This window comes from Clostridium sp. MCC353 (assembly GCF_018785315.1).
In the GTDB taxonomy this organism is placed as follows: domain Bacteria; phylum Bacillota; class Clostridia; order Lachnospirales; family Lachnospiraceae; genus CHH4-2.
On sequence record NZ_WQPN01000022.1, the window covers coordinates 1 to 26,321 of the forward strand.

General features: G+C 46.0%; 21 protein-coding genes. 19 read left to right on the plus strand and 2 right to left on the minus strand.

Annotation, left to right across the window (positions count from 1 at the left end; translation table 11 throughout):
- Positions 1-162: 162 nt before the first annotated feature.
- Positions 163-1,023 (minus strand): AraC family transcriptional regulator, encoded by an 861-nt coding sequence (locus GPL15_RS05390; protein WP_215696741.1) that lies wholly within the window; start codon positions 1,021-1,023, stop codon positions 163-165.
- 222 nt (positions 1,024-1,245) lie between these two features.
- On the opposite strand from GPL15_RS05390, the gene GPL15_RS05395 reads away from it, so the two are divergent.
- The 16 genes from GPL15_RS05395 to GPL15_RS05475 all read left to right on the plus strand — a co-directional run bounded on the left by GPL15_RS05395 (position 1,246) and on the right by GPL15_RS05475 (position 20,723).
- Entirely contained in the window at positions 1,246-2,535 is a 1,290-nt protein-coding gene (locus tag GPL15_RS05395) for a sugar ABC transporter substrate-binding protein (RefSeq protein ID WP_215696742.1), read from the plus strand.
- A gap of 65 nt (positions 2,536-2,600) precedes the next feature.
- Positions 2,601-3,482 (plus strand): sugar ABC transporter permease, encoded by an 882-nt coding sequence (locus GPL15_RS05400; RefSeq protein ID WP_215696744.1) that lies wholly within the window; start codon positions 2,601-2,603, stop codon positions 3,480-3,482.
- A 15-nt stretch (positions 3,483-3,497) separates the two neighbouring features.
- Complete coding sequence (locus GPL15_RS05405) at positions 3,498-4,331, plus strand: carbohydrate ABC transporter permease (protein ID WP_215696746.1); 834 nt, start codon at positions 3,498-3,500, stop codon at positions 4,329-4,331.
- Between the two features lie 80 nt (positions 4,332-4,411).
- Positions 4,412-6,604: an alpha-galactosidase gene (locus GPL15_RS05410; protein WP_215696748.1), complete on the plus strand. Its 2,193-nt coding sequence runs from the start codon at positions 4,412-4,414 to the stop codon at positions 6,602-6,604.
- A gap of 401 nt (positions 6,605-7,005) precedes the next feature.
- Complete coding sequence (locus tag GPL15_RS05415) at positions 7,006-7,899, plus strand: 3-isopropylmalate dehydrogenase (RefSeq protein WP_215696750.1); 894 nt, start codon at positions 7,006-7,008, stop codon at positions 7,897-7,899.
- Between the two features lie 19 nt (positions 7,900-7,918).
- Positions 7,919-8,806 carry a DMT family transporter gene (locus GPL15_RS05420; protein ID WP_215696752.1) on the plus strand — a complete coding sequence of 296 codons (888 nt, stop codon included), beginning with the start codon at positions 7,919-7,921 and terminating at the stop codon, positions 8,804-8,806.
- A 90-nt stretch (positions 8,807-8,896) separates the two neighbouring features.
- Positions 8,897-10,348: a glutamate--tRNA ligase gene (gltX, locus tag GPL15_RS05425; RefSeq protein WP_215696755.1), complete on the plus strand. Its 1,452-nt coding sequence runs from the start codon at positions 8,897-8,899 to the stop codon at positions 10,346-10,348.
- A 91-nt stretch (positions 10,349-10,439) separates the two neighbouring features.
- Complete coding sequence (locus GPL15_RS05430; protein WP_215696757.1) at positions 10,440-12,254, plus strand: ATP-dependent helicase; 1,815 nt, start codon at positions 10,440-10,442, stop codon at positions 12,252-12,254.
- Positions 12,255-12,257: 3 nt separating this feature from the next.
- A complete protein-coding gene (locus GPL15_RS05435) occupies positions 12,258-12,782 on the plus strand; it encodes a cob(I)yrinic acid a,c-diamide adenosyltransferase (protein ID WP_215696760.1) in 525 nt (174 codons plus the stop codon).
- A gap of 94 nt (positions 12,783-12,876) precedes the next feature.
- A complete protein-coding gene (locus tag GPL15_RS05440) occupies positions 12,877-13,200 on the plus strand; it encodes a DUF1292 domain-containing protein (protein ID WP_215696766.1) in 324 nt (107 codons plus the stop codon).
- A gap of 161 nt (positions 13,201-13,361) precedes the next feature.
- Complete coding sequence (locus GPL15_RS05445; protein ID WP_215696768.1) at positions 13,362-14,111, plus strand: AAA family ATPase; 750 nt, start codon at positions 13,362-13,364, stop codon at positions 14,109-14,111.
- Between the two features lie 129 nt (positions 14,112-14,240).
- On the plus strand, positions 14,241-15,419 hold the full coding sequence (locus tag GPL15_RS05450) for an ROK family transcriptional regulator (protein WP_252198113.1): 1,179 nt from the start codon (positions 14,241-14,243) through the stop codon (positions 15,417-15,419).
- A gap of 210 nt (positions 15,420-15,629) precedes the next feature.
- On the plus strand, positions 15,630-17,264 hold the full coding sequence (locus GPL15_RS27905; protein WP_346344899.1) for a PTS system mannose/fructose/sorbose family transporter subunit IID: 1,635 nt from the start codon (positions 15,630-15,632) through the stop codon (positions 17,262-17,264).
- Positions 17,265-17,550: 286 nt separating this feature from the next.
- Positions 17,551-18,654: a phosphoribosyltransferase domain-containing protein gene (locus GPL15_RS05465; RefSeq protein ID WP_215696770.1), complete on the plus strand. Its 1,104-nt coding sequence runs from the start codon at positions 17,551-17,553 to the stop codon at positions 18,652-18,654.
- 1 nt (position 18,655) lies between these two features.
- Positions 18,656-19,705 carry a cysteine protease StiP family protein gene (locus GPL15_RS05470; RefSeq protein ID WP_215696772.1) on the plus strand — a complete coding sequence of 350 codons (1,050 nt, stop codon included), beginning with the start codon at positions 18,656-18,658 and terminating at the stop codon, positions 19,703-19,705.
- 13 nt (positions 19,706-19,718) lie between these two features.
- Positions 19,719-20,723: an ATP-grasp domain-containing protein gene (locus tag GPL15_RS05475; RefSeq protein ID WP_215696773.1), complete on the plus strand. Its 1,005-nt coding sequence runs from the start codon at positions 19,719-19,721 to the stop codon at positions 20,721-20,723.
- Positions 20,724-20,852: 129 nt separating this feature from the next.
- On the opposite strand, the gene GPL15_RS05480 is transcribed toward GPL15_RS05475, so the two are convergent.
- On the minus strand, positions 20,853-21,815 hold the full coding sequence (locus GPL15_RS05480; protein ID WP_215696775.1) for an HpcH/HpaI aldolase/citrate lyase family protein: 963 nt from the start codon (positions 21,813-21,815) through the stop codon (positions 20,853-20,855).
- Between the two features lie 146 nt (positions 21,816-21,961).
- On the opposite strand from GPL15_RS05480, the gene GPL15_RS05485 reads away from it, so the two are divergent.
- The 3 genes from GPL15_RS05485 to GPL15_RS05495 are packed head-to-tail and all read left to right on the plus strand — an operon-like array spanning position 21,962 to position 26,319.
- Positions 21,962-23,401, plus strand: coding sequence for a trypsin-like peptidase domain-containing protein (locus GPL15_RS05485; protein WP_215696777.1), 1,440 nt, complete (start codon positions 21,962-21,964; stop codon positions 23,399-23,401).
- A gap of 35 nt (positions 23,402-23,436) precedes the next feature.
- Complete coding sequence (locus GPL15_RS05490) at positions 23,437-24,027, plus strand: rhomboid family intramembrane serine protease (protein ID WP_215696786.1); 591 nt, start codon at positions 23,437-23,439, stop codon at positions 24,025-24,027.
- Positions 24,028-24,042: 15 nt separating this feature from the next.
- Positions 24,043-26,319, plus strand: a complete 2,277-nt coding sequence (locus tag GPL15_RS05495; protein WP_346344900.1) for a YceG family protein — start codon at positions 24,043-24,045, stop codon at positions 26,317-26,319.
- Positions 26,320-26,321 lie beyond the last annotated feature (2 nt).

The window sequence follows — 26,321 nt, forward strand, 5'->3', positions numbered from 1 at the left end:
GTCTTTTTTGATGCCTGCGGGCTTTAGTTCCACTTACGGTTGGAAGCCGATTTCCCACACCGTCAGAGCACGGCCCGCCCCGCAGGTTTCAAGCCCCGGCCCGGCCACCGTCCCCTCGTCCCGCTTTTCTGCGTAACTTCCTCAACTAAATCCCAATTCCCCTCATTTCTTTTCCGCGATTTTATTCTCATCCCGCCACTGTCTGGGAGAAACCCCATACGTTTTTTTGAACGCCCTGGAAAAATGCAATTGGCTGGGGTAGCCCACCGCATTGCCGATGTCTCCGATGGAAAGGCCTGTGAGTTTTAAGAGTTCAGCTGCTTTTGTCATACGGTAGCTGATTAAGAATTCCTGAGGGCTTTTCCCTACGGCGTCACGGAAGATTTTCCCAAAGTAGCTGCGGTTTAAGTTGCAGAACGCCGCGATATCCTCGATGGTGATGTCATTTTGAAAATGCTGTTCAATAAAGGACACGGCTTCTCTGATATAAAAGTCCCGGATTTTGCCGCCCTGCAGCATTTTGCGGGAGGAAGAGGAACGGGTTAAATAGTCTAAAAATAAGTACAGGTGTCCGATCAGATGAAATGGAGACTGGCCGGAGTGCTGGGCAATGTAGAGCATTTCATTTTTTAATTCCAGGCTCAAATCTTTGGCATTAGAGCGGTAGATGGGCGAATCCATGGTGAGGCCGGCCAGTTCCAGGGCCTCTTTCACCCGAAGACCGTCGAATTCCACCCATGTATATTCCCAAGGGCGTTCTTTATCTGCAAAATAGGTGTTGATCTGTTTGGGAAATATCATGAATCCCTGGCCGCTTTTGATCTGAAAGGTTCTGGTATTTCCAGAGGAATCGTTGGAAAGAAGGGTTCCTGTGCCGGAGATGACATAGTGAAAGAGATAATGGTTTCTGGCATAGGGCCCGTAGGAGTGGAGAGGGTCACACTGTTCCCAGCCATATTGGTACAGGCCCAGATCTACGAAGTTTTCATTGGGGAAAATGGAAAATAACAGGTTCTCACTCATAAAAATCCTCCTTCGTGATTATTTTTCACACGAAATACCTCTTTAAAATGTATTATATACCCAAATGCTGGGTGACTTCAACAGAAAAGAAGAAAAATAGCATTTGGGTATATATCTGCCAATATCCATGCATTTACTATGTGAAATAGTAATGTTATGATTATTTCAACAACAGGGAAATTAAAAAAACAGGGATAAAAAGAGAAGATCGGGAGGGATAATATGCAAAAACTTATCAAAAAGATTGCTGCCGCTGGTTTGGGGATCATGATGATGGCTGCGTCTCTGACCGGCTGCGGCTCGCCGGAAGGGAAGGACGGAAAAACAAAGCTTACATTTCAAATCTGGGATACGGCGCAGAGGGAGGGAATGCAGGCGGTTATAGACGCTTATGCGGCAGATAATCCAAATGTGAACATCCAGCTTCAGGTAACGAGCTGGGACGAATATTGGACGAAATTAGAGGCGGCAGCGGAATCCGGCCAGCTTCCGGATATTTTCTGGATGCATACCAATGAAATTTTAAAATATGCGGATTATGGGATGCTGGAGGATTTAACTGAGCTGTATGCCGATGAAAATCCAAACTATTATACGGATCATTTTTCAGATATCGCTCTGAATAATTCAAGAGGAAGCGACGGAAGGATTTACGGAGTTCCCAAGGATAAAGATACCGTATGTCTGGTATATAACAAGGAGATGTTTGATGCGGCCGGCGTGCCTTATCCGGATGACAGCTGGACATGGGATGATCTGGTGTCCGCCTCGGAAAATATCTATGAAAAGACCGGAAAATACGGATACATGGCTTATTCAGATGAGCAGCTTGGATATTGGAATTTCGTGTATCAGGCCGGCGGGCAGATTCTGACAGAGGATAAGACAAAGGGGGATTTCCTGAATCCGGCAACAAAAAAGGGAATGGAATTTTACATAGGGTTACAGGATTACGATTGGTGTCCGGATCAGAATTATTTTGCGGAAACCAATCCGGGAACCGCATTTTTCTCAGAACAGGGAGCCATGTATCTGGAAGGAAACTGGAATCTGATGTCGTCCTTAGAAAATAACAAGGACATGACCGGAAAATGGGATGTTGCTGTGCTTCCTAAATGTCCTGATCCGCTGGAAGGGGACGGAAGAGCCACAATTTCCAATAACCTCTGTTATGCGACGGGAGCCCGGGGAAAGAATTTAGAAGAAGCCAAAAAGTTTCTCAAATTCCTTGGATCGGAAAAGGGACAGAGGGTTCAGGGAGAATCCGGCGCGGCGATACCGGCTTATGAGGGATTAGAATATACCTGGATCAACGTGTTTGATGGAAAACTAAGTGTCCAGAATTGTGTGGATATGTTTGAATATGGAGTGCAGAGTGTGAATAACGCCTCCAGGCCCAATTGGAAATCCAGGGTGAACGATTTGATTCTCAAAATTTATTCAAAAGAAGTGACCTTGGAACAAGGGCTGGAAGCGATGCAGAAAGCTGTGGACGAGGCCAGCGCTCCGTAAATGGAATGGCAGATGTGGCAATGTTAGAGGCCGCCGGCAGCGGCAGTATGAGAGGAAGAGTGAAGATGGGAAAAAAGAAAGGTTTTACAGAAGATATGAAATGGGGCTATTTACTGATTGCGCCTACAATTATCGGGTTGATTATACTGAATGTGTATCCGTTTATTAAGACTTTGATCCTCAGTTTTTCGACGACTCATCCATTTGGCATCTATGAACTGAGCGGAGTGGGAAATTATGTGAAAATGTTTCAGAGCGGGGAATTTTGGAAAGCTACATGGAACTCCATCTATTTCTGTATCTTAACCGTTCCCCTTGGGGTGTTCACCGCCCTGATAACAGCGGTGCTTCTCAATGCTAAGATAAAGGGGAAAACCATGTTCAGGGCCATTTATTTCCTGCCCATGGTAGTGGCGCCGGCAGCAATCGCGATGGTGTGGAAATGGATTTTCAACTCCGAATATGGAATCATTAACCAGATCCTGGGAGTTCATGTGAATTGGACCACCAATCCCAATATTGTATTGATTTCCTGCGCAGTTGTGGCAATCTGGAGCGCGGTAGGATATGACGCGGTTCTCCTGCTTTCCGGTATCCAGAATATATCAAAAAGTTATTATGAAGCGGCCGGACTGGACGGAGCTTCCAAAGTACAGCAGTTCATGCACATCACCCTGCCAATGATTTCACCCACTTTATTTGTAGTTCTCATCATGAGGCTGATGGCATCTTTAAAGGTATATGATCTGATCTACATGATGGTGGATCAATCCAATCCCGCGCTGACAAGCGCCCAGTCACTGATGTACCTGTTCTACCGGGAATCATTTGTGGCCGGCAACAGAGGTTATGCATCCGCAATTGTTGTGTGGACCGTATTGTTAATCGGTATCGTAACGGCCCTTCAGTTCTGGGGACAGAAGAAATGGGTTAATTACGAGGTATAGAAGGGAGAAAATCGGATGGGTTCTTTGAATACAAATAAAAAAGTTACGACCACATTGGTCTATGCAGCGCTGGCCGCAGGCGCGGTGCTGATGATATTTCCTTTCATATGGATGTTCCTCACCAGCTTTAAGACCACAGGGGAGAGCATGAGGATTCCTCCCACTATTTTACCGGAAAAATGGCTGTCTGAAAATTACACCAGAGCCCTTACCAGCCTTCCATTCATAAAACTGTACATCAATACGGCGCTGCTGATCCTGTTCCGCGTACTCTGCGCCCTGGCATTTTCCTCTGCGGCTGGATATGCATTTGCCAAACTGAGTTTTCCGGGTAAAAATGCGCTGTTCACCCTCGTGATCGTACAGATGATGCTTCCGTCCCAGATTTTCATCATTCCGCAGTACCAGATGCTGGCAAAGCTGGGGCTTACAAACTCCATGTTCGCGTTGGTATTCCCCGGATTAGTCAGCGCGTTCGGAACATTTTTCCTCAGGCAGGCCTACATGGGCATTCCGGATGAACTGGGGGAGGCCGCCTATCTGGACGGATGCAATCGCTGGAAGACCTTTACAAAGGTCATGATGCCTCTCACAAAGTCCTCCATGGCCGCGTTAACGATTTTTACCGCAGTGTTTGCTTATGCGGATCTGATGTGGCCTCTGATCGCCAATACGGATTTGGGGAAAATGACTTTATCAGCAGGGTTATCAACCCTTAGAGGCCAGTTTACAACCAATTATCCCGTACTGATGGCGGGTTCGATGCTGGCCATGATCCCCATGGTGATCCTGTATCTCGTCTTCCAGAAACAGTTTATTGAAGGCATAGCCATGACTGGCGGAAAATAAAGCGTTTTTACAGCCTGCCGGAGGTGAAGTCCCCTGACAGGCTGTGAGCGGTTATTAATAGAAAGAACGGAGATTAAAATATGGCTGTTATTTTTGACAATGAAAAAAAGATATTCACCCTTCAGACCGATCATACCACATATCAGGCACAGGTGGACCCTTATGGTTTTCTTCTTCACCTGTATTACGGGAGCCGAACAAAAGGTTCGATGGAATACCTGTTAACCCACTATGACCGGGGATTTTCCGGAAATCCCTATGATGCGGGGGATGACCGTTCCTATTCTATGGACACCCTTCCCCAGGAGTACCCCTGCCAGGGCAATGGGGATTTCAGGAGCCCCTGCCTGGTCATAAAGAATGGGGATCAGACCTATAGCTGTGACCTGAGATATCAGGGACATGAGATAAAAGACGGTAAATATGGAATTACCGGACTTCCAGCCGTTTATGCGAAAAAAAATGAAGCCCAGACACTGGAGATCTTTTTGGAAGACCCGGTCAGCAAAGTCAAAGTTATCCTGATATACGGCGTACTCCCTGAGTACGATGTGATCACCAGGAGCGTTAAAGTCATAAATGGAGGAAACGCCCCCATAATTTTGGAAAAAATACAGACCGCATGTCTGGATTTTGTTTCAGGAGATTATGATCTGATCCAGTTTTATGGAAGGCATGCCATGGAACGCAATATGCAGAGGACGCCCATTGTTCATGGCGCCCAGGTGATCGGCAGCAGAAGGGGCACATCCAGCCACCAGCATAATCCGTTTATGATAATCGCCGGAAAGGGGACGGATGAAGATCACGGAAGCTGTTATGGCATGTCTTTTGTATACAGCGGAAACTTTAAAGGGGAGGCGGAAAGGGATCAGTTTAACCAGACCCGTGTCAGCATGGGGCTTCAGGATGAATTGTTCGAGTATGCTCTTTTGCCGGGTGAGGTATTTGACGCGCCGGAAGTGGTGCTGTCTTATTCCAGGGAAGGATTGTCCGCCCTGTCCCATAATTACCACCGGGTTTACCGCAGGCATTTATGCCGTGGAAAGTATAAAATGACTCCGAGGCCGGTGCTTCTGAACAACTGGGAGGCGACTTATTTTGATTTTACAGGAGATAAAATCTATGAAATCGCGAAACAGGCGTCGGAGCTGGGGGTGGAGATGCTTGTTTTGGACGACGGATGGTTTGGAAAAAGGGATTCGGATTTCAGCGGCCTGGGCGACTGGTTTGTGAATGAAGCCAAGCTGGGAGGAACCCTTAACAGCCTGGTAACCCGGATTAACGGCCTGGGGATGAAGTTTGGTATCTGGGTGGAGCCGGAAATGGTGTCGGAAGACAGCCAATTGTACCGGGCCCATCCTGACTGGGCATTTATAATCCCCGGCAGAAAACCGGTGAGAAGCAGATCCCAGCTGGTGCTGGATTTTTCCAGGCCCCAGGTGGTGGATTATGTGTTTGACCAGATCAGCCGGGTATTAGACAGCGCCAATATTGAATATGTGAAATGGGATATGAACCGGAGCATTACGGATGTATACTCCGCCCTGGCCCGGAATAACGGCCAGGGAGAAGTGCTTCACCGCTATATTCTGGGACTGTATGATTTCCTGGAGCGGCTCTGCAAAAGGTATCCGGATCTTTTGATAGAAGGCTGCAGCGGCGGAGGCGGCCGGTTCGACGCAGGGATGCTCTATTACACGCCGCAGATCTGGTGCAGCGATAATACGGATGCCATAGACCGGATCAGAATCCAATACGGAACTTCTTTCGGCTATCCTGTTTCAGCAGTTGGCTCTCATGTGTCCGCGGTGCCCAATCATCAGACCGGCAGAACCACTCCCATGAAAACCAGAGGGATTGTGGCCATGGCAGGCAGTTTTGGTTATGAATTGGATTTAAATAAGATAACCGATGAGGATAAGGAATGTGTGAAAGCCCAGATACAGCAATATCACAATGACTGGGATCTGATCCATAACGGAAACTATTACCGTTTAACCAATCCATTTGAAAATTCAGAGACAGCGGCCTGGGAGTTTGTCAGCGATGACCGGAGCGAAGCTCTCTTAAATGTTGTCACGCTGGACAGCCACGGAAATAACCCGGTATCCTATATCAGATTAAAAGGTCTGGACGAAGCTGGTTTCTATTACTGTGAATCCGATGGAAACATTTACTGCGGAATGGCCCTGATGGAAGCCGGAATACCGGTTCCGGCCATGGAGGGAGAGTACCAGTCGTGGCAGATGCATTTGAAAATATGGAATTGACAGACAGGTCGTTTGGCCTATAGATCATATGACATAGACGTGTCCGGCACAGCGGACTGGCCGGACACGTCAGCCGTGCCGCTTTGCGGGACTCCGTTTTCCGCCATTTGAACTCATAGTTTCGGCCAGGGCAACTCTAAGACCGGAAGGGGATAAAAATAAAGGGACCGATGACATTCATCGAGAACCATTTCTTCTTGAAATAAAATAACACTTGAGAAATATATTCATAGGTGATATACTAATTAAACAAATTATCTTTTTTCTAATTATGCGGTGCCAAACCGCAGTCTTTTGGCCGTTTCAGCCAAAAAATCCATGTGACAGATCATATTTTAAGGATGTAATTTCACGATTGAAGTCATCTCTGTTTTTGATTATAATAGAGGGGAGAATACTATATGGCAGAAAAACCGTTACAATGGCATGCGGCCTTTCAGGCGGCCATGCAGATTGAACTGATGGAAGACCGGGAGTTTTTGCAGTTCCTGAAGGAGTATAATTTAAGTGAGAAGCCGCTTCAAATTGATACTCTGATCATTAAATTAGAACCCGGAAGGAAGATTAAAAAGAGCCTGGGGCAGATATTCAGACAGTACAATGTAGTGGAGTATAAAAGTCCCGGGGATTATTTGAGCGTCAATGATTTTTATAAAGTGATGGGATATGCCTGTTTCTATCAGTCGGATACGGAGAAAGTGATGGAGATACGGCCAGAGGATATGACGGTTACGCTGATAAGCAACCACTATCCTGACAAGTTGATCCGTTATCTGACCAGAAAGTATGGTATAACGATAACCAGGGCATTTCCGGGCATCTATTATGCAGAAGGTCTTCTGTTTCCGATTCAGATTGTCGTTACTAAGAGGTTATCAAAGGAAGAACATATCTGGTTAAGCCGTTTGAGAAATGATTTAAATATGGAAGAAGATGTTGAGCCATTGGCAAAAGCATATGAAGGAAAACAAAAGAATCCCTTGTATGCTGCGGTGATGGACATGATCATCCGGGCTAATAGAAAGCTGTATGAGGAGGGAAAAACTATGTGTGAAGCGTTGAGGGAATTATTTGCAGATGAATTGGAAGAAGGGATAAAGCGGGGGAAAGAAGAAGGAATAGCAGAAGGGATAGAGAAAGGAATAGAGAAAGGGATAGAACGGGGCATACAGGCAATGATTCTAGACAACTTGGAAGAAGGAGCGGCGCCGGAACGCATCTGCGAAAAACTACAGAGAAGGTTTGAGTTAACACCCCAAAAGGCCGAAGAATATATAAGAAAATACAACGTATAGACTGGGAGATACCTGCAACATGAAAGCTAAACTAAAAAACATAACTGCGATGCTGATTTTTGGAAGTATCGGTTTATTTGTAAAATCCATCCATCTGTCCTCCAGCGAGATTGCGCTGGCCCGTGGGGTGATTGGAACGGCAGTCCTTCTGACGGCCGGTTTTTTGCTGAAATACAAAATTTCCGTTCAGGCGCTGAAGCGGAATTTTTGGCTTTTAACCGCATCGGGCGCGGCCATCGGGTTTAACTGGATCTGCCTGTTTGAGGCATATAAGTATACCACCATTTCCACGGCTACCTTATGCTATTATCTGGCCCCCGTTTTTGTAGCGGCCCTTTCCCCTTTCCTTCTGAAGGAAAAATTAACCTTATCCAAAGGGCTGTGCATAGCGCTGTCTTTGATCGGCATGGCGTTGGTGGCGGATGTGTCCGGAGGTTACGAACAAAGCCCTGACAATATGGTGGGAATCCTATTTGGCATATCGGCGGCAGTTCTCTATGCAGGCGTTGTATTAATCAATAAGTTTTTTAAAGGAATTACGGCTATGGAGTCCACTACCGCCCAGCTTGGAGTGGCGTCCGCCGTCCTGCTTCCTTATGTGCTTCTGACTGAAAATCTGTCAGCCGTTACAGTGGAACCGGGATCAGCGGCCATGCTGGCTGTGGTGGGCGTTGTACATACCGGATTTGCTTATCTGATTTATTTTTCCTCCGTCAGCGAATTAAAAGGCCAGACGGTTGCCCTTTTCAGCTATATAGATCCCATAACCGCTATTTTGCTGTCTGCTTTGGTTTTAGGGGAGAAGATGAATCTGCTCCAGGCAGCCGGGGCGGTGCTGATACTGGGCTCCACGCTGTTTGGTGAAGTGGCTGGAAACAGGAGACGGACGATACGGATGGAGCTGTGAAAAAACAAGTGGATCGGTTGTCTTTTTTTCTATTCCGGTATATACTTATCAATGAATGAAATTATCACAAATTACAGGAGTGTAATAATCATGAATAAAGTAAGAACGAGATACGCGCCAAGCCCTACCGGGAGAATGCATGTAGGGAATTTGAGAACTGCATTATATGCTTATTTGATTGCGAAACATGAAGGAGGGGATTTCCTTCTCCGTATTGAAGATACCGACCAGGAACGCTATGTGGAAGGCGCCACGGAAATCATTTACAGGACCCTGGAAAAGACGGGCCTGATTCATGACGAGGGGCCTGATAAAGACGGGGGCGTGGGCCCTTACGTCCAGAGCGAGCGCCAGGCGGCGGGAATATATCTGGAATATGCCAAAAAACTGATTGAAAAGGGGGAGGCTTACTATTGTTTCTGTACTCAGGAGCGCCTTGACACCCTGAAACAGACTGTGGAAGGACAGGAGATCATGACCTATGATAAACACTGCCTGCACTTGTCAAAAGAAGAGATTGAAGCAAACCTGGCTGCGGGAATGCCTTATGTAATCCGGCAGAACAATCCTACAGAAGGAACTACCACGTTCCATGACGAAATATATGGTGACATCACGGTCGACAATTCAGAACTGGATGATATGGTTCTGATTAAATCCGACGGATATCCCACATATAATTTCGCCAATGTTGTGGACGACCATCTGATGGGAATCACACATGTGGTGCGGGGAAATGAGTACCTTTCCTCATCACCGAAATACAACCGGCTGTATGATGCATTTGGATGGGAAGTGCCCGTTTATGTCCACTGTCCTCTCATCACCAATGAAGAGCATAAGAAACTGAGCAAGAGAAGCGGCCATTCTTCCTACGAAGACCTGATCGACCAGGGCTTTATCTCAGAGGCGGTAGTGAACTATGTTGCGCTTTTAGGATGGTCACCGGAGGATAACCGGGAGATCTTCTCCTTGGAAGAACTGATAAAGGCATTTAATTACAGGAATATGAGCAAATCACCTGCTGTATTCGATGTTACAAAGTTAAAATGGATGAACGGCGAGTACATGAAGTCCATGGAGTTTGACCGGTTCTTTGAGATGGCAGAACCTTATTTGAAAAAAGTGATCACAAAGGATCTGGATTTGAAGAAGATCGCGGCCATGGTGAAGACGAGAATCGAAGTGTTCCCCGATATCGAGGGGCATGTAGACTTCTTTGAAGCTCTCCCCGAGTATGATTGTTCCATGTATACCCATAAAAAGATGAAGACCAGCAAAGAGAGTTCATTGGAAGTCCTGACAGAGGTACTTCCTCTTCTGGAAGCCCAGGAGGACTACAGCAATGACGCCTTGTATGCCGTATTATCCAAGTATGTGGAGGAGAAGGGCTGCAAGACAGGATTTGTAATGTGGCCGGTCCGCACTGCAGTTTCGGGTAAACAGATGACTCCGGCGGGAGCTACGGAGATTATGGAAGTGCTGGGGAAAGAAGAGTCACTGGCCAGAATTAGAAAAGGAATTGAATTATTAAGTGCTTAATCAGGAAATGATACAGAATTCAGATATAAATAATCAAAAAAAAGACACTCAAAAAGCAAATAATCAAAAATCGACCCTGGATGCGCGCCAGATGCAGGCGGTAAGGCATTTCCAGGGTCCTTGCCTTATTATCGCCTCCCCGGGTTCGGGTAAAACAACGGTGATCACCCACAGGACCAGATATCTGATTGAAGAGTGCGGTGTGAACCCGTCCAACATCCTGGTGATCACATTTACGAAGGCGGCGGCCGGGGAGATGAAGGAACGGTTTAATCATCTGACACAGAATCAGGGGTATCCGGTGGGGTTCGGCACCTTTCATGCCATATTTTTCCGCATTTTAAAATATTCCTACCGCTACGATGCGTCCAGCATTGTCCGTGAGGAACAGAGAATCCGGTATATTAAAGAACTGATTGATAATGAGGACTTAGAGATCGAAGATGAGAATGAATTCATTTCAGCCATTCTTTCGGAGATCAGCGCTGTGAAAGGCGAGATGATAAAACTGGACTATTACTATTCAAAAAACTGTCCGGAGGAGGTTTTTAAACGGCTGTACGACGGATATGAGGCAAAGATGCGCCGCGCAAACCTGATCGATTTCGACGATATGATGGTGATGTGCTATGAGCTGTTTACGCAGAGAAAAGACATTTTACAGGCATGGCAGAAGAAATATCAGTACATACTAATCGATGAGTTCCAGGATATCAATAAGGTACAATATGAGATCGTTAAGATGCTGGCGGCGCCGGAGAACAACCTGTTCATTGTCGGTGATGACGACCAGTCCATTTACCGTTTCCGGGGAGCCCGGCCGGAGATCATGCTGGGATTTGAAAAGGACTATCCTGGCGCGAAAAAGATCATACTGAACATGAATTACAGATGCTGCAGGCCCATTGTAGAGGCCGCCGACCGCCTGATCCGGTGCAATAAAGTCCGTTTTCCAAAGGATATTGACATGATAAAGCAGACCGGAAAGCCTGTTGTGACCAAACGGTGGGAAACTCCTAAGGAGGAAACCCTTGGAATTGTGAAAGAGATCCAGGATTATCTGGCGGGGGGATACCGGATGACCGATATAGCGGTGCTGTTCCGCACCAGTTTGGAGCCCAGGCTTTTGATTGAAAAATGCATGGAATACAATATTCCCTTTAAAATGAAGGATTCTCTGCCCAATCTGTATAACCATTGGATTTCCCAGAACATATTAAATTATATAAAAATTGCCTCCGGCAGTCTGGAACGGGGCCGGGTGCTGCAGATTATCAACCGTCCCAACCGTTATATCAGCCGGGATTCCATGGAAACTCCGGTTGTATCGTGGGAAGAGATGAAGTCTTTCTATCAGGACAAAGGATGGATGGTGGAGCGGATCGAGCAGTTGGAGTACGACCTTAAAATGATAGGTAAGATGGCTCCCGCCGCGGCGGTCAACTACATCAGAAAAGCGGTGGGCTATGATGAGTATCTGAGGGATTATGCGCAGTTCAGACGGATGAAACCGGAAGAGCTTTTTGAAGTGGCGGATCAGCTCCAGGAAAGCGCTGGGGGATTTAAAACATTTGAACAGTGGGCGGAGCATATAAAAGAATATGGAGAACAGCTGGTTTTACAGGCACAGCAGAGAGAAGCTTCTGTGGACGGCATTACTCTTATGACAATGCACGCTTCTAAGGGGCTGGAATTTAAAGTTGTGTACATTCTGGATGCCAATGAGGGGATTACGCCGCACCAGAAGGCGGTTTTGGATGCGGACATAGAGGAAGAGCGGAGAATGTTCTATGTGGCAATGACCAGGGCAAAAGAGCGGCTCCATATTTACTATGTGAAGGAACGGTATGGCAAAAAGCAGGACGGCTCCAGATTTATTGAGGAATATACAAAACGGGAGGGATAGAAGATGGCAGGCTGCGTCCAGGTATATTGTGGAGATGGGAAAGGTAAGACAACCGCTTCCATTGGCCTCTGCGTCAGAGCGGCGGGGAGGGGAAAACAGGTGGTTATCGCCCGTTTTTTGAAAACGGACGATTCCGGGGAAGTTGGTATTTTGAAGCAGATTCCGGGAATCCGGGTTCTGCCCTGCGAAAAAACATTTGGCTTTTATTTTCAGATGACAGAGGAGGACAAAAGAGAGGCGGCTGACTACTACGGTGATCTGCTGGAAAAGGCATTTTCACTGGCTTACAACATGAAAGACGGGCTGTTGGTTTTAGACGAGATTATGGCGGCCTGCAATTATAAGCTGGTTTCCGAAGAACGGCTTCTTACCCTGTTAAAGGGGCGTCCGGAGGACCTGGAAGTGGTTCTGACCGGCCGGAATCCGTCGGAAGCGGTTATGGAAGCGGCTGATTATATATCTGAGATCCATAAGATAAAACATCCATTTGATGCTGGAGTGGCGGCGAGAGAAGGGATCGAATATTAGTATGAGATATTTTGCTTGCATTTTGTCTTATTGTCTGGTAGAGTGAACTTGAAAAAAGTGATATTACACTATAAAGAAAAGTGAGGTATTGAACATGGGAAGCAAGGAAATCATCCCGGAAGAACCACAGGAGGAGATGACCGTTACATTGACATTGGATGACGGCTCAGAAGTAGAATGTATTGTACTGACAATTTTTGAAGCCGGCAATAAAGATTATATCGCTCTTCTTCCTACCGAAGGCGCTGAATCAGAAGAAGGAGAGGTTTATCTCTACCGCTATTCTGAGAATGAAGAAGGCGAACCTGAATTAGAGAATATCGAGGATGACGACGAGTATGAGATCGTTGCGGACGCCTTTGATGAACTGCTGGACGAGCAGGAATATGATGAATTGGTGGAAGGCGAAGAAGAATAAATTCTGATTCGGCCATACACAGACGGGAACCATCCCGGATAGCGGTGCGGATGAAAGATGAGCAGACAAAGGTCTGCCTGCCTTTCGCCTGCGCCGTTTTTCAATAGTTCCCGGCGTGTCCCTGCCAAGGAAATAAGATTTCCGGCATTCCTTTCATGTAAATGAGGTTAAGTATGGATGATAAATTTATCAGAGAAATCCGAATAAGAAAAGATGAAATAGCAGAAGATTCTTATCTTCAGGAGATTCCGGCTGTTCGGTCCATGGATGTCCTGCGTTTTCAGAAACCGGTAACTTTTTTTGTGGGAGAGAATGGCAGCGGCAAATCAACCCTGTTGGAAGGAATTGCAGTTGCATATGGGTTTAATCCGGAAGGAGGAACCAGAAATTTCAATTTCAGCACAAACGATACCCACTCCGAACTGGGCAGGTCCCTATTTGTGCTGAAAGGGATTAAGAGACCGTGGGATGAGTTCTTTTTGAGGGCTGAAAGTTTTTATAATGTTGCCACGCAGATTGATGAATATGAAAGAGAGCGGAGCGGTTATTTAAAATATTACGGAGGAAAGTCCCTGCATCAGCAGTCCCACGGGGAAAGTTTTCTTTCGCTGGTTCAGAACCGGTTCTCTGCAAACGGGCTGTATATTTTGGACGAGCCGGAAGCCGCCCTGTCCCCTCAGCGCCAGCTCACCCTGCTGCTCCTGATTCATGAACTGGTGAAAAAAGGCTCCCAGTTTATTATTGCCACTCATTCGCCTATTTTGTTAGGAATACCGGATGCGCAGATATTTTCCCTGGACAATGACATGTTTCGTGAAATTCAGTATGAAGAAGCGGAATGTTATCAGGTCATGAAGATATTTATCAATGAAAAAGAAGGTTTTTTAAAACAGCTTTTACAAGAAGAATGACAAAGGCATTGCTGCTAGTTGGGGCAAAACACTGCCTGACGAACAACTTCTTGAAAATTATACGGGATTATGATATGGTAGATTCATATTAAATTCATTATGAAAATAAAAAGGGGATCATAGTTAAAGATGGAGATGCTGAAAATCCAGAAAAAGGGGAAGGCACAGATAAAATCACAGAACCGGGTGCGGGTATTCAGGGAGATTTTAAAAAGGAATGGGATTTCCAGAAGCCAGTTGGAAAAACTTCTGTCTCTGTCGGCGCCTTCGGTTACCAGAGTGGTGGAGGATCTGATAAAAGCGGGGCTGATCTGTGAGGAGGGAACGGAACAGACATTTGTGGGCCGCCGCCCTATCCTTTTAAATGTGAATAAGAATGCCTATTACAGCATTGGGATCAATATGAGCAGAACTAAGCTCTACATCTGCATCACCAATTTGGGGGATGAGACGATCTATGCGGATAAGACGGAGATCAGCGGGCTGAAAAACGGCGCCGAACTTCTGGCGGTTATGGACGAATGTGTGGATAAGGCGATGAAAACGGCAGGGATTGGAGAAAGTCAGGTTCTGGCCGTGGGTGTGGCCTCCCGTGGAACGGTGGACAGGGAACAGGGGTCTTTAATGCGGTATGTCCAGGACCAGGAGGAGATCCGGGTTAAAGAACACTTAAAACAGAGGTTTGACTGCCACATTCTGGTGGAGAACAACGTCGCTGTGGACCTGAAACATGAATATATGGAACGGATGGAGCTGAATCACGACCTGGTTTACATCTATGTGGACGAAGGCGTGGGCGGCAGCATCATCTGCAATGGTGAAGTGGCCAGCGGAGAACACAATATGGCCAGTAAATTCGCCCACATGCTGGTGGTTCCGGGAGGAGCTCTGTGCAACTGCGGAAAGCGGGGGCATCTGGAAGGATATGTTTCCAAGCTGGCAATTGAAGCGGAATACAAACTGGTAAAGGAATTGGATCATACGGTTTCACTGGAGGAAATCTGCAAAAAGGCCAATGAAGGAGAAGAGGATGCAAGGCAGATCCTTGACCAGGCGCTGGATAAGCTGGCGATTGCAGTGACCCAGCTTTTGTTGATCCTGAATCCGGGAACGATTGTGGTCTATGGGGATATTTTCGAATTTTATGACGGCGTGATTGAAAAGCTGAAAGATAAGGTGGGACGTCTTGTATTTTCCCGCCAGATTGCCGATATCAACTGGGTAATCCGGGATAAATCCAAAGTCAGGATTGAAAACAGCGTGGCCCGCCTGGCGGTGGAAAGCGCGCTGGCCACAAGCGCGGTGTAGCCGGTGCGGAAAATATTTTGGATCAATAGGGTGGATTGTATGTATCTATAATTTCAATATGAAAATAAAAAGCGGCTGATCCAATCTCAAACGATTGGGTGAATCGCATTTGACAGCGGTACTTTTTTCTACTACATTGATAGTGAGGGAGTGCCGCTTTCCTATGCAGGGAGCAGGGGCCCTGCATTAACGGATGATGGAGGTCATTGTGTGGAGATTACTTTAATTCAGTGTATTTTAATCGGCATTTGGTCAGGAGTGTGTTTTACAGGCATGTTGTTTGGAACATTCACAAACAGATGCCTGGTTTTGTCAGCCGGGGTGGGAGTGATTCTGGGGGATCTGCCCACCGCTCTGGCAATGGGAGCGGTGGGGGAACTGGCGTTTCTGGGATTTGGCGTATCCCAGGGAGGTTCGGTTCCGCCAAACCCATTAGGACCCGGCATCATAGGGACAATTATCGCTGTGACGATGAAAGGCCAGGGGATTGACCCGGGTTCCGCTCTGGCGCTGTCCTTTCCTTTTGCAGTGGCAATCCAATTTCTGATAACGGCCATTTATACGGTTTCAACAACTTTGACGGCAGGAATTGGGAAGGCGTTAAAGAACGGGAATTTCGTAAAATTCCGGCTGTTGGCAAATGTGACCCTGATCATTTTCCTGATTTCCGGATTCTGCATCGGTTTTGCAGGGGCCTACAGCGCCAAAGGGCTTCAAAACCTGATCGGTCTGATACCCGGATGGCTCAGCACCGGTCTGGGAGTGGCAGGAAACATGCTTCCGGCCATAGGATTTGCCATGATACTGAGCGTGATGGTTAAAAAGAAATATATCCCCTATGTTTTGATCGGTTATCTGGCGGCGGCATACCTGAAACTGACTGTTATCGGCATAGCTATATTGGGTACTGCGATTGCGCTGCTGGAATATTTCAGAAGAGAAGCGGCGGATGGGGAAAGGCGCCAAGAAAGAGACGAAACTTTACAAGGCGGCCGGGCCGATGTGGAAAATGAAGGGATCAGGGGCGCACATGCCCGCAGCCTGTCAAAAATACTCACGGTAAGGGATTACCGTAAAACCGCCCTGCGCGCATACTTTCTGCAAAGCGCTTTTAACTATGGAAACTATGAGGGAACCGGCTATGCCTATATCATGTATCCGGCTCTGCGCAAACTCTATCAAGAGGATGAACAATTGAAGGAAGCCTTACAGGACAATATGGAGTTCTTTTGTACCAATCCGAATTTCACGCCGATTATCACCAGCCTTCATTTGGTGATGCTGGAAAATGGGACTCCCCCGGAGGAGATCAAGAGCATTAAACGGGCCCTCATGGGGCCGTTAGCCGGAATCGGGGATTCCCTGGTTCAATTCTGTTTGGCTCCGCTGTTTTCCACCATAGGAGCGTCTTTGGCCCGGGATGGGATGATATTGGGGCCGGTTTTCTTTTTGCTGGCACAGAACTGCTGCCTTGTCAGCCTGAAGCTGCTTAGCGGATCCTGGGGGTACAGGCTGGGAACCAGCATCGTGGAAAGCCTTCACAGCAAAATGGAGCAGGTATCGGATGTGGCCGGAATGATCGGCGTTACGGTAATTGCGGGCCTTACGGTTAATTTTGTGAAAATCACCACACCGCTGGCCTATACAGCATCCCTTTCCGGCGGAGAGGTGAGCAGCGTATATATCCAGAACATGCTGGACGCGGTGGCACCCAATCTGCTGCCGGTGCTCTATACGGGATTGATTTTTTACCTGATTAAGGTGAGAAAATGGAATGTATACAGGCTGGTGGGCCTTACGGTTGCGGCTGGAATTGCATTGTCCGCATTGGGGATTATCGGATAGAGCTGGTTATGGTTTTTGTAGAAAAACAGCCGGATTAATGATAATATAGAAAAGAATCTGAGTAACAGTTCAGGACGGCGGGAAAATTGGCGGAGAAAGGCGCGTCAAGCTCGCTTGTAAGCACCTTTCTCCGCCAATTTTCACATCGGATGAACATCCGATGCTTCTTGACCGGCTTTTTCGGTCAAGAAGATGAGCCGTTCTGAACAGTTACAAATCTGAAAACATCGGATCATAGAAATATGAAAAGATCATAGAAACATGAAAATACTTGTGAGGTACTTATATGTATACGGAAAAAGAACTGGCGGCAGTGGCTAAAAGGGAAAACAATAATAAAAGGAAATATTTGGTTGTCAACAGATATCAAGCCAAACACATACCTGTCAGCCCGTCGAAATCCCTGGAGATGTTTGGCGCTTTGGCAGATCAGTTAAAGGGGAAATATGACGGTGAGAACCTGTTATTGGTGGGATTCGCAGAAACGGCAACCGCTATTGGCGCGGCTCTGGCGGTCGAACTCAACACCTGCTATATGCAGACTACCAGGGAAAATATAGACGGAGTTGAATACCTCTATTTCCTGGAAGAACACAGCCATTCCACAGACCAGAAAATAGTGAAGACGGATCTGGACAGGATTATAGATGAAATTGACAGGATCATATTTGTTGAGGATGAGGTCACCACCGGCAATACAATTTTGAATATCATTAAAATTATAGAAAAGACATATTCAAAGAAACTGCGGTTTTCCATAGCGTCCCTGTTAAACGGTATGGATCAGGACGCCGCGAAGTTATATGAAGACAGAGATATCCCCATGCATTATCTCGTGAAGACGTCCCATGACGGATATACCCGGATTGCAGACGGATTTAAGGGAGACGGAACCTATTGGGGGCCTGACGGACAGGACAGAGGGCTGAAGGTGGAAGAAACCGCCGTATCCGGCTGTGTCAACGCGAGACGCCTGACAGACGGAACCGTTTACCTAAGCGCATGTGAACATTTATACAGGGAACTGGAAACCAGGCTGAACATTGGAACCGATCAGGACATTTTGGTTTTGGGAACAGAGGAATTCATGTATCCGGCAATCTTTACAGCGAAAAAGCTGGAAGAAAAGGGAAACAGGGTAAAAACCCATTCCACAACAAGGAGCCCCATCGCGGTGAGCTCGGAAGAGGAGTATCCTCTCCATACAAGATATGAGCTGGCAAGCCTTTATGACAGCCAAAGGAGGACGTTCCTGTATGATATAGGGACGTATGACCATGTAATCATTCTTACCGATTCTGTAAATGAGGGATCTCAGGGAATTAATACGCTGGTGAATGCCATTTATTCATGCGGCAGTCATAAGATCAGTTTAGTCAGGTGGTGTTGAAATGAGAACTTCTTATCATAAAGACGATGTGATTTTCCTGCTGAAGGACATAACCGGGGTGGTGGAACCCCAATCCACGGAAGAACGGGAAAAGCAGATTCAGGCGGGAAGGCATTATTGTGAGATGCTGCCCATTGAATATGTGCCCAGTGAAAAATACATGGAGGCTTATCAGGAAGCCCTGAAAAACTATGCAGGTTCCACTGCTGAAGCGGTTGGGGTTCTGGCAGATAAGATCATTGGGAAAAAGGGAAGGAACGTTGTTTTAGTTTCCCTGGCCCGGGCTGGAACGCCCATAGGCATATTATTGAAACACTATATCCGAATGAAATATGAGATCGATGTGCCCCATTATTCCATATCCATCATCCGGGGCCGGGGCATTGACGACAATGCGGTGAAATTTCTTATCCGGCATCACAATCCGGCGGATATCCTGTTTGTGGACGGATGGATCGGAAAAGGCGCCATACTAAATGAGCTGGAGAAAGACATCGCGGCCTATGACGGGATTTCCCCGGAGCTGGCTGTGGTAGCGGACCCCGCTAACGTGACGGAACTGTGCGGAACCCATGATGATATCCTGATTCCCAGCTCCTGTCTCAACAGCACGGTTTCCGGGCTGGTCAGCAGGACATTTTTAAGAGACGATGTGATTGGAAAAGATGATTTTCATGGAGCTGTTTATTATGGTGAATTAAAGGATTCCGATTTATCATACGGTTTCATTGAATCCATCGAAAAGGAGTTTCGGATGAACTCCTCAAAGAAAGAGATAAAAAAAGAAGGCCTCGGCATTGACGAAGTCAGAAAGCTGGCGGAAACTTATGACATCCGGGACATAAACCTGATAAAACCGGGAATCGGTGAAACGACCAGGGTGCTGCTGCGCAGAGTTCCGTGGAAAGTTCTCATTAACAGTGAGTGCAGAGATGATATTTCCTTAACTCATATTATAAGGCTTGCAGAAGAAAAAGGCGTCAGTATTGAATACTGTCCGCTGGTTCATTATAAGGCCTGCGGATTGATAAAAAAATTGACGGACGTTTAAGGGTGGAGAAGAGATGATACGTGTCTGGTTTAACCATTGGTTCAGCACCTCCTATCGGTTGATTGAACTGATGAAAGAAGATGAAAAAGAAGAGGTGTATGTGATTGGCAGCAACCGGAAGGTGAACGCCGTCATCCAAAAAGTGTGCGACGAGTGGTATGAAGAGCCCTGTTTAGATGGGGAAGACTATATAAACTACTGCGTGGACTTCTGCCGGGAACATCAGGTACAGGTATTTGTACCGAGAAGAAAGATGGTGGATATAAGCCGGCACATGGACCGTTTTTTGCGGATGGGGGTCAGGGTCCTGGTTGATGATTACGAAAAAATCGCTCTTCTCAACGACAAAGCGGCGGCTTATCAAATGTTTAAAGAATGCAAAGGCATCCATGTCCCTGACTACGCCCTGGTGCGTGATGTGGATTCTTTAGAGACAGCTTATGCCTCTTTAAAAGAGAGGCACAACGATCTTTGCATTAAATTTGTGGAAGATGAAGGCGGAATGAGTTTTAGGAGATTGAAAGATCATGTGGACGAATACCAGTCTTTATGCACCTATCCGGGAAACGGAATCGCCTATGAGGATCTGATCCGCATCCTAAAACCCCGCGGCACTTTCAAAGACATGATGATAATGCCCTATCTGCCGGGGGATGAAATCAGTGTGGACTGCCTCAATACCAAGAGCGGATTGATTGCAGTACCCCGCGTAAAGGGGGCCTCGAGGGACGAAAGGGTGGTATTTGATGAAGAAATCCATAACATGTGTGAAATCATCCTGAAAAAAGTCCCTCTGCAGTACCCCTGCAACATTCAGTTCAAATTAAAAGGCCAAATCCCCTATTTGCTGGAGATCAACACCCGCATGTCAGGCGGCCTCCAGATGAGCTGCCTCTCAGCCGGAGTCAATATACCGAATATTGCGCTGAACAAAGTGTTAGGGAGGGAGATTTCATGGGATGTGTGCCGTGAGGAACATATTGTTTCTTATATAGAAATGCCAGTGATTATTAAATAAAAGTTAATCCTGTTTACATCAACCCTGAAGGGATTTTCGAAAATGGCCTCACCCTTTACATTAAAGGGTGAGGCCATTTTCGAAAATCCCTTCAGGCTTTAATGCAAACAGGGTTGATATAAGAAAAGTTTATTCCGCCACCCCATAAGCCTCGGCCAGCATGAGAATCTTCAGCGCCCAGTTGGAATGGGTCTTATATTCGTTCATCCTCTCTTTTGCAACGCTCCCGGAAACCAGGGAGTGGGAATTGGCACTCCAGTCGAGGATGGATCTGGCGTCGTCCAGGTCTTTTTGGGAAACTTTATAAGCGTTGTTCACAAGTTCAATCTGATTGGGATGAATCACCGTTTTTCCCACAAATCCGCATAATTTATCTTCTTCCAGTTCATTTTTCAAACCTGTATCCCAATTACTTCCGGCATAATATTCCCAAACAGGGCCTGATATGACATAATCCATTCCAAATACGGTCACAATGTCGGACAGGATATTGGAAATGGCCCTTATGCTGTGGATAGACTGACTGCTTGACCGCCTGAAGCCGAATGCGTGGCTTAAATCATTTCCGCCCACCCGGATATTTAAGACCAGTTCTTCGACGGCATCCAGTTTATCTTTCAGCGAGCAGAGAATATCCGCCCGGCTTTTCAGGCTGATGATCGTCGGGCTTTCGAAAATGGGCATCATATAAAAAATTCTGTCAGAATTATGGTTGATGGATACCATAACCTTAATATAATCGTCAGCATTTTCCAATGAAAACTTTGGTATAATAAAACCTGTAATCAATTTCTTTGCTGCATCAAACCGATCCAGCAAATTGGTGATCTGTTCCGGCTCCCGGACCCTTATAAAGATTTTGGGCATAAAAAAAGAACTGCTCATTTGGGATTCATAGAGTGTTTGAATGGTTTGGACTAATTTGTCTTCCGCTTCTTCTACACAGTCATCTTTTATGGTATCTTCCAGACATAAGGAAAGGGAGAAATGTTTTCCGAATTTTTCATTTGTTAAGGAATTAATTATGGTGTCGCTATTTGCAGGACAATATAAGAGAGCTCCCACGCTGTAATAGAGAATTGAATTTTTCATATGCTGAACTCCTTTTTGACATATTTCCCTTTATTGTAGCATTATAAGACACAAATAGATAGTGGTTTTTATGAAGATATGGTAAGATATACTTGTGACTGGATTTTTAAGTTCAGCCAATAATTCCGCTTACAGGGTGAAGGCTTATGAATGAAGAAAATTATAAAGTAAGGCATAATGTGATGAACATTACATCTTTAAGTGCATTTACAAACATCATCGGGGGATTAAACGGGAACTGTAAAGATGTATATTTTGTCAGGGCGCTGGGGGTTAACGGCGCTTATCTGAAAGAGATAGAGAATATGGACAGGCTGTTGTCGGAACGGATGTTTTCCGGTTTCAGCAGATATAACAGGATTGAAGCCCTGCCGCCATTGGATTCACAGACAGATATTGAATATTATTCCAACTGCTATGCAGAGTGGAACAGAAACGGCAGGAAAACCATGGCCGTTAAGTCCACGATGGACAATGAAATGTTAAAAGAGATTGCAGGCAGTGCCTGTGACACCCTCTGCCGCTTGTTCAGAAGCAGATTCCCCAATGTGACCGATACCATTGAGAAGAATTTGGTGGTTAAACTATTATTCTGGTATGACCGGGTCTGCGGTGATCTGATCCGCGGATGGAACCCGCGGATGTCCGTCAAACTGGCAGTCAAAGATATTGTGAAAAAGCAGGAATATTTATTTTGCTATTTCCTCACGCTGACCGGAATTGATGTCCTTTTGCTGCAGGGCAGCGGGGATATAAACAGCCAGTTGGAAGAATTGTGCCTGTCCGGGAAATTTATTCTGGGATCCTATGAACATGTGGCAACAGAGCCGTTTCATGCGGAAAAATACAAAAAAACCGAAAGAGAACCCTATAAAAAAGAACCCTATAAAAAGGCAAAACCCGAAGACCAGGAAAAGACAAAACCGGAAGTCCTGGAGATTCCGCCTAAACAGCGCGGCAAAATCGATTTGAGCCGTGTGGAAAGGCCCTCCCAGCCCGGCAGGAATGTGAGGAGAGAGAAGGAATTTGAAGAACTGGCTCTTCTGGCATCCTCGGTGGTGATGATAGCCATTCATGACAACAAGGGAGGAATCATAGGAACCGGTTCCGGCATTATGGTGGGCAGGCAGGGATACATACTGACCAATAACCATGTGGCCAGCGGCGGCAGATTTTACTCTGTGAGAATTGAAGACGATGAGCAGATCTATAAAACGGACGAGGTCATTAAATATAATTCGGTGCTGGATTTGGCCGTCATACGGATTGACCGCCAATTAAAGCCCATACCTGTATATAAGGGAAGGGAAAAACTGGTCAGAGGCCAGAAGGTGGTTGCCATCGGCAGTCCCCTGGGTCTGTTTAATTCCGTTTCCAATGGAATCATTTCAGGATTCAGAACCATTGACAATGTGGACATGATCCAGTTTACGGCCCCCATTTCCCACGGAAGTTCGGGAGGCGCGGTGCTCAATATGTATGGAGATGTGATCGGAATCAGTACAGCCGGCATAGACAGCGGCCAGAATATCAATTTGGCAGTGGGATATGAAAGCATTCATAATTTTATACGGGGATTTGAATAGGGAAAGGGATATTCCCATCAGGAAGGAAGGTGCTCATGTCAAAGGGCAGTTCTAGTATTAAAATTTCATTTAATTCACCGGTTATTCTGGGATTTACAGCGGTCTGTTTTGCCGCCCTGATTCTCAACTGGTTCACGGGAGGGATTGCCAACCGGATGTTTTTCAGCGTTTACCATTCGTCGATGCTGAGCCCGTTTACCTATATCAGGTTTATCGGCCATGTGTTCGGCCATGCGGGATGGGAGCATTTGATCGGCAATGCCATGTTGATTCTGGTGGTAGGGCCTTTGCTGGAAGAAAAATATGGTTCGTCCAACATCCTGTTCGTCATACTGGCCACCGCATTGGTGACGGGGATTACAAATTTTGTCTTTTTCCCTCATGTGCAGCTTTTGGGGGCCAGCGGAGTTGTTTTCGCGTTCATACTGCTGTCTTCATTTACCGGCATCAAAGAGGGAACCATACCTCTTACCCTGGTACTGGTTGCGGTTCTTTATATAGGCCAGCAGGTGCTGGATGGAATATTGATCCGGGATAATGTTTCAAATCTGACGCATATTCTGGGCGGCCTTGTGGGTGCGGTGCTTGGATATGTGATGAACAAGAACAAAATGAATCGATATTGAAGGTGAAGATGATAAATGATGTTTGAACACAGAAAAATTCAAAAACTGGATGATTATTTTACCGATTTGAATGCGCGGAGAGAACAGGGCGTCTATTTTTACCGCATAAACGCTTATAATGACGCCATTAAAACATTTATTCAAAATTACTACGAGGCCGCCAGGCTGTCCGGAGTTGTAATAGAAGGAAAAATCCCCAATCCGGATGAGAAAAATCTTTCGTATTATTCGGAGATTATGGGAATGGATTTCCAGATGAGCGTCGGTTTCATAGGCGCAAGCCTGAAGAAATGGCTGCCCCGGCTGAATGAGTACCAGAGAACGACCGTGGCCGCATCCATTTATGATACCCTGGAAACCATGCGCAGGGAAGGGAAAAATGATAATATGCTCAAAAACGCGTATATCAAATTCATGTGCTGGATGTATTACAAATTTGAGCGTATTTTAAGCCGTCTGGGCCAGGACAAGATTCCAAAGATCCTGTATGAGGGCGACATCAGTAATTATGAACTGAAGCTCATAACGATTTTATCGGGGGCAGGCTGTGATGTGCTGCTTTTGCAGTATCATGGCGACGGCTCCTATTTGAAGCTGGACCCTGAATCTAAACTTTCCGATTCATTAGTTCTGCCGGATATGACGTCCTTCCCAAAAGAATTCAACATTGGCTGGCTCCGCCAGGAAATGGAAAAGAGGATCAAAACAGAGCGGCTTTACGGAACAAAGCCCCAGGTTTTAAACTGCACCAATGCCTGGATCACAGGAAAAGGGTTTCAGGATATAACGGCGGTCATTCTCACCAGAGGACAGGATTCCCGTTTTTTCTACAACTGCTACTGCAGGATCAACGGTGTTGAAGATAAACTGACCTATCTGAACGAACTGTATCAGATGCGGCTGGAAATTAAAAACAGCAAACGGAATGTGGTAGTTGTGGAAAATGAAATTCCTCAGCCTACTATGGATGAAATTGCATCAATTGTACGAAAAACTTATAAGAATATCGAACAAATGTTGATCGATTTATCAAATAATATTAAATATTACAAAAATATAGAGCTGGAACGGTTGCTTAAAAAAGCGTTTATTGATATAATACTAGAGAAGTCTGAGGCTGAAAATATGATGCTGAATAAGCTGGTGAACAAGGCGGTTTACCTGCTTTGCTGGCTCAGACGGTACCAGTCGGAACTCTTTCCGGACTGGAAGATGCCGGATATCAGCTGCTTTATCTATTTAGGCGGATGCAGGGATGATAACGAAGCCATGTTCCTGAAACTCTTGTCAAAACTTCCAACAGATGTTTTGATCCTGAATCCCAATCTCAACACGAAGTGCTGCCTGAATGACGAGAAGCTGTACGAAATTAATTATTCCGATTCACTGGCAGTGGACAGGTTTCCGATGGAGAATTCAGACATCCGCATGGGTACGGCGGCCTATTACGCGGAAAGGGAACTGGATACGCTGATGTACGGGGATTCGGGAATGTACCGCAATCAGCAGTATACCCGTGCCATGTCTGTGACCTTACAGACTATGTATGAAGAAATCGCAATTTTATGGAAACAGGAATTAAAATACCGGCCTAATTTCAGTGTGGTTGACGGAATTGTCAGTCTTCCGGTCATTTTTTCAAAAATTTCCGGCGTGAAAGACGGGAATTTAGCCCAGTATTGGGCGGGGATAAAAGCTTTAAAAACAGAGGACGTTTTTGTCGTCAAAAAGGTCCCCTTTATCAGTCCCACAGATCCCAATCCGGTCAAGCCTTATGTGACGGAGTTTTATAAAAACGGAAGGCTGCAAAAGAACAGGATAAAGTCCCACAAAAGTTACCAGTACGGTTATCTCCGCGAGAATATCCAAGATTATATCCTGGATAAACTGCAGCTTTTGATCGACCAGAAAGTGATTAAAGGCACTTTTGAAAACGGAACGGAGTATACGGTTATTTCCACCGTGCTCAATCTGAACAAAGACATTTTGCGGCTGATACAGAAATTTGATTTTACCAAGAAGAATCCTAAGCTCATCTATATTAATTGTACGGAGCGGGTGATATCCTTGGAGGACAGCATCATGGTTATGTTTCTGAATTTAATAGGATTTGACCTGGTTTTTTATGTTCCCACGGGATACCAGAGCGTTGAAAATTTCTTTAATAAGAGGGTTATGGAAGAGCATCAGATTGGGGACTATGTTTATGATTTACAGGTGCCGGACTTAGATGCGGTTCCAACGAATACGCACCTTTCATGGCGTGAAAAAATATTTAAGAGAGGTAATTGAAT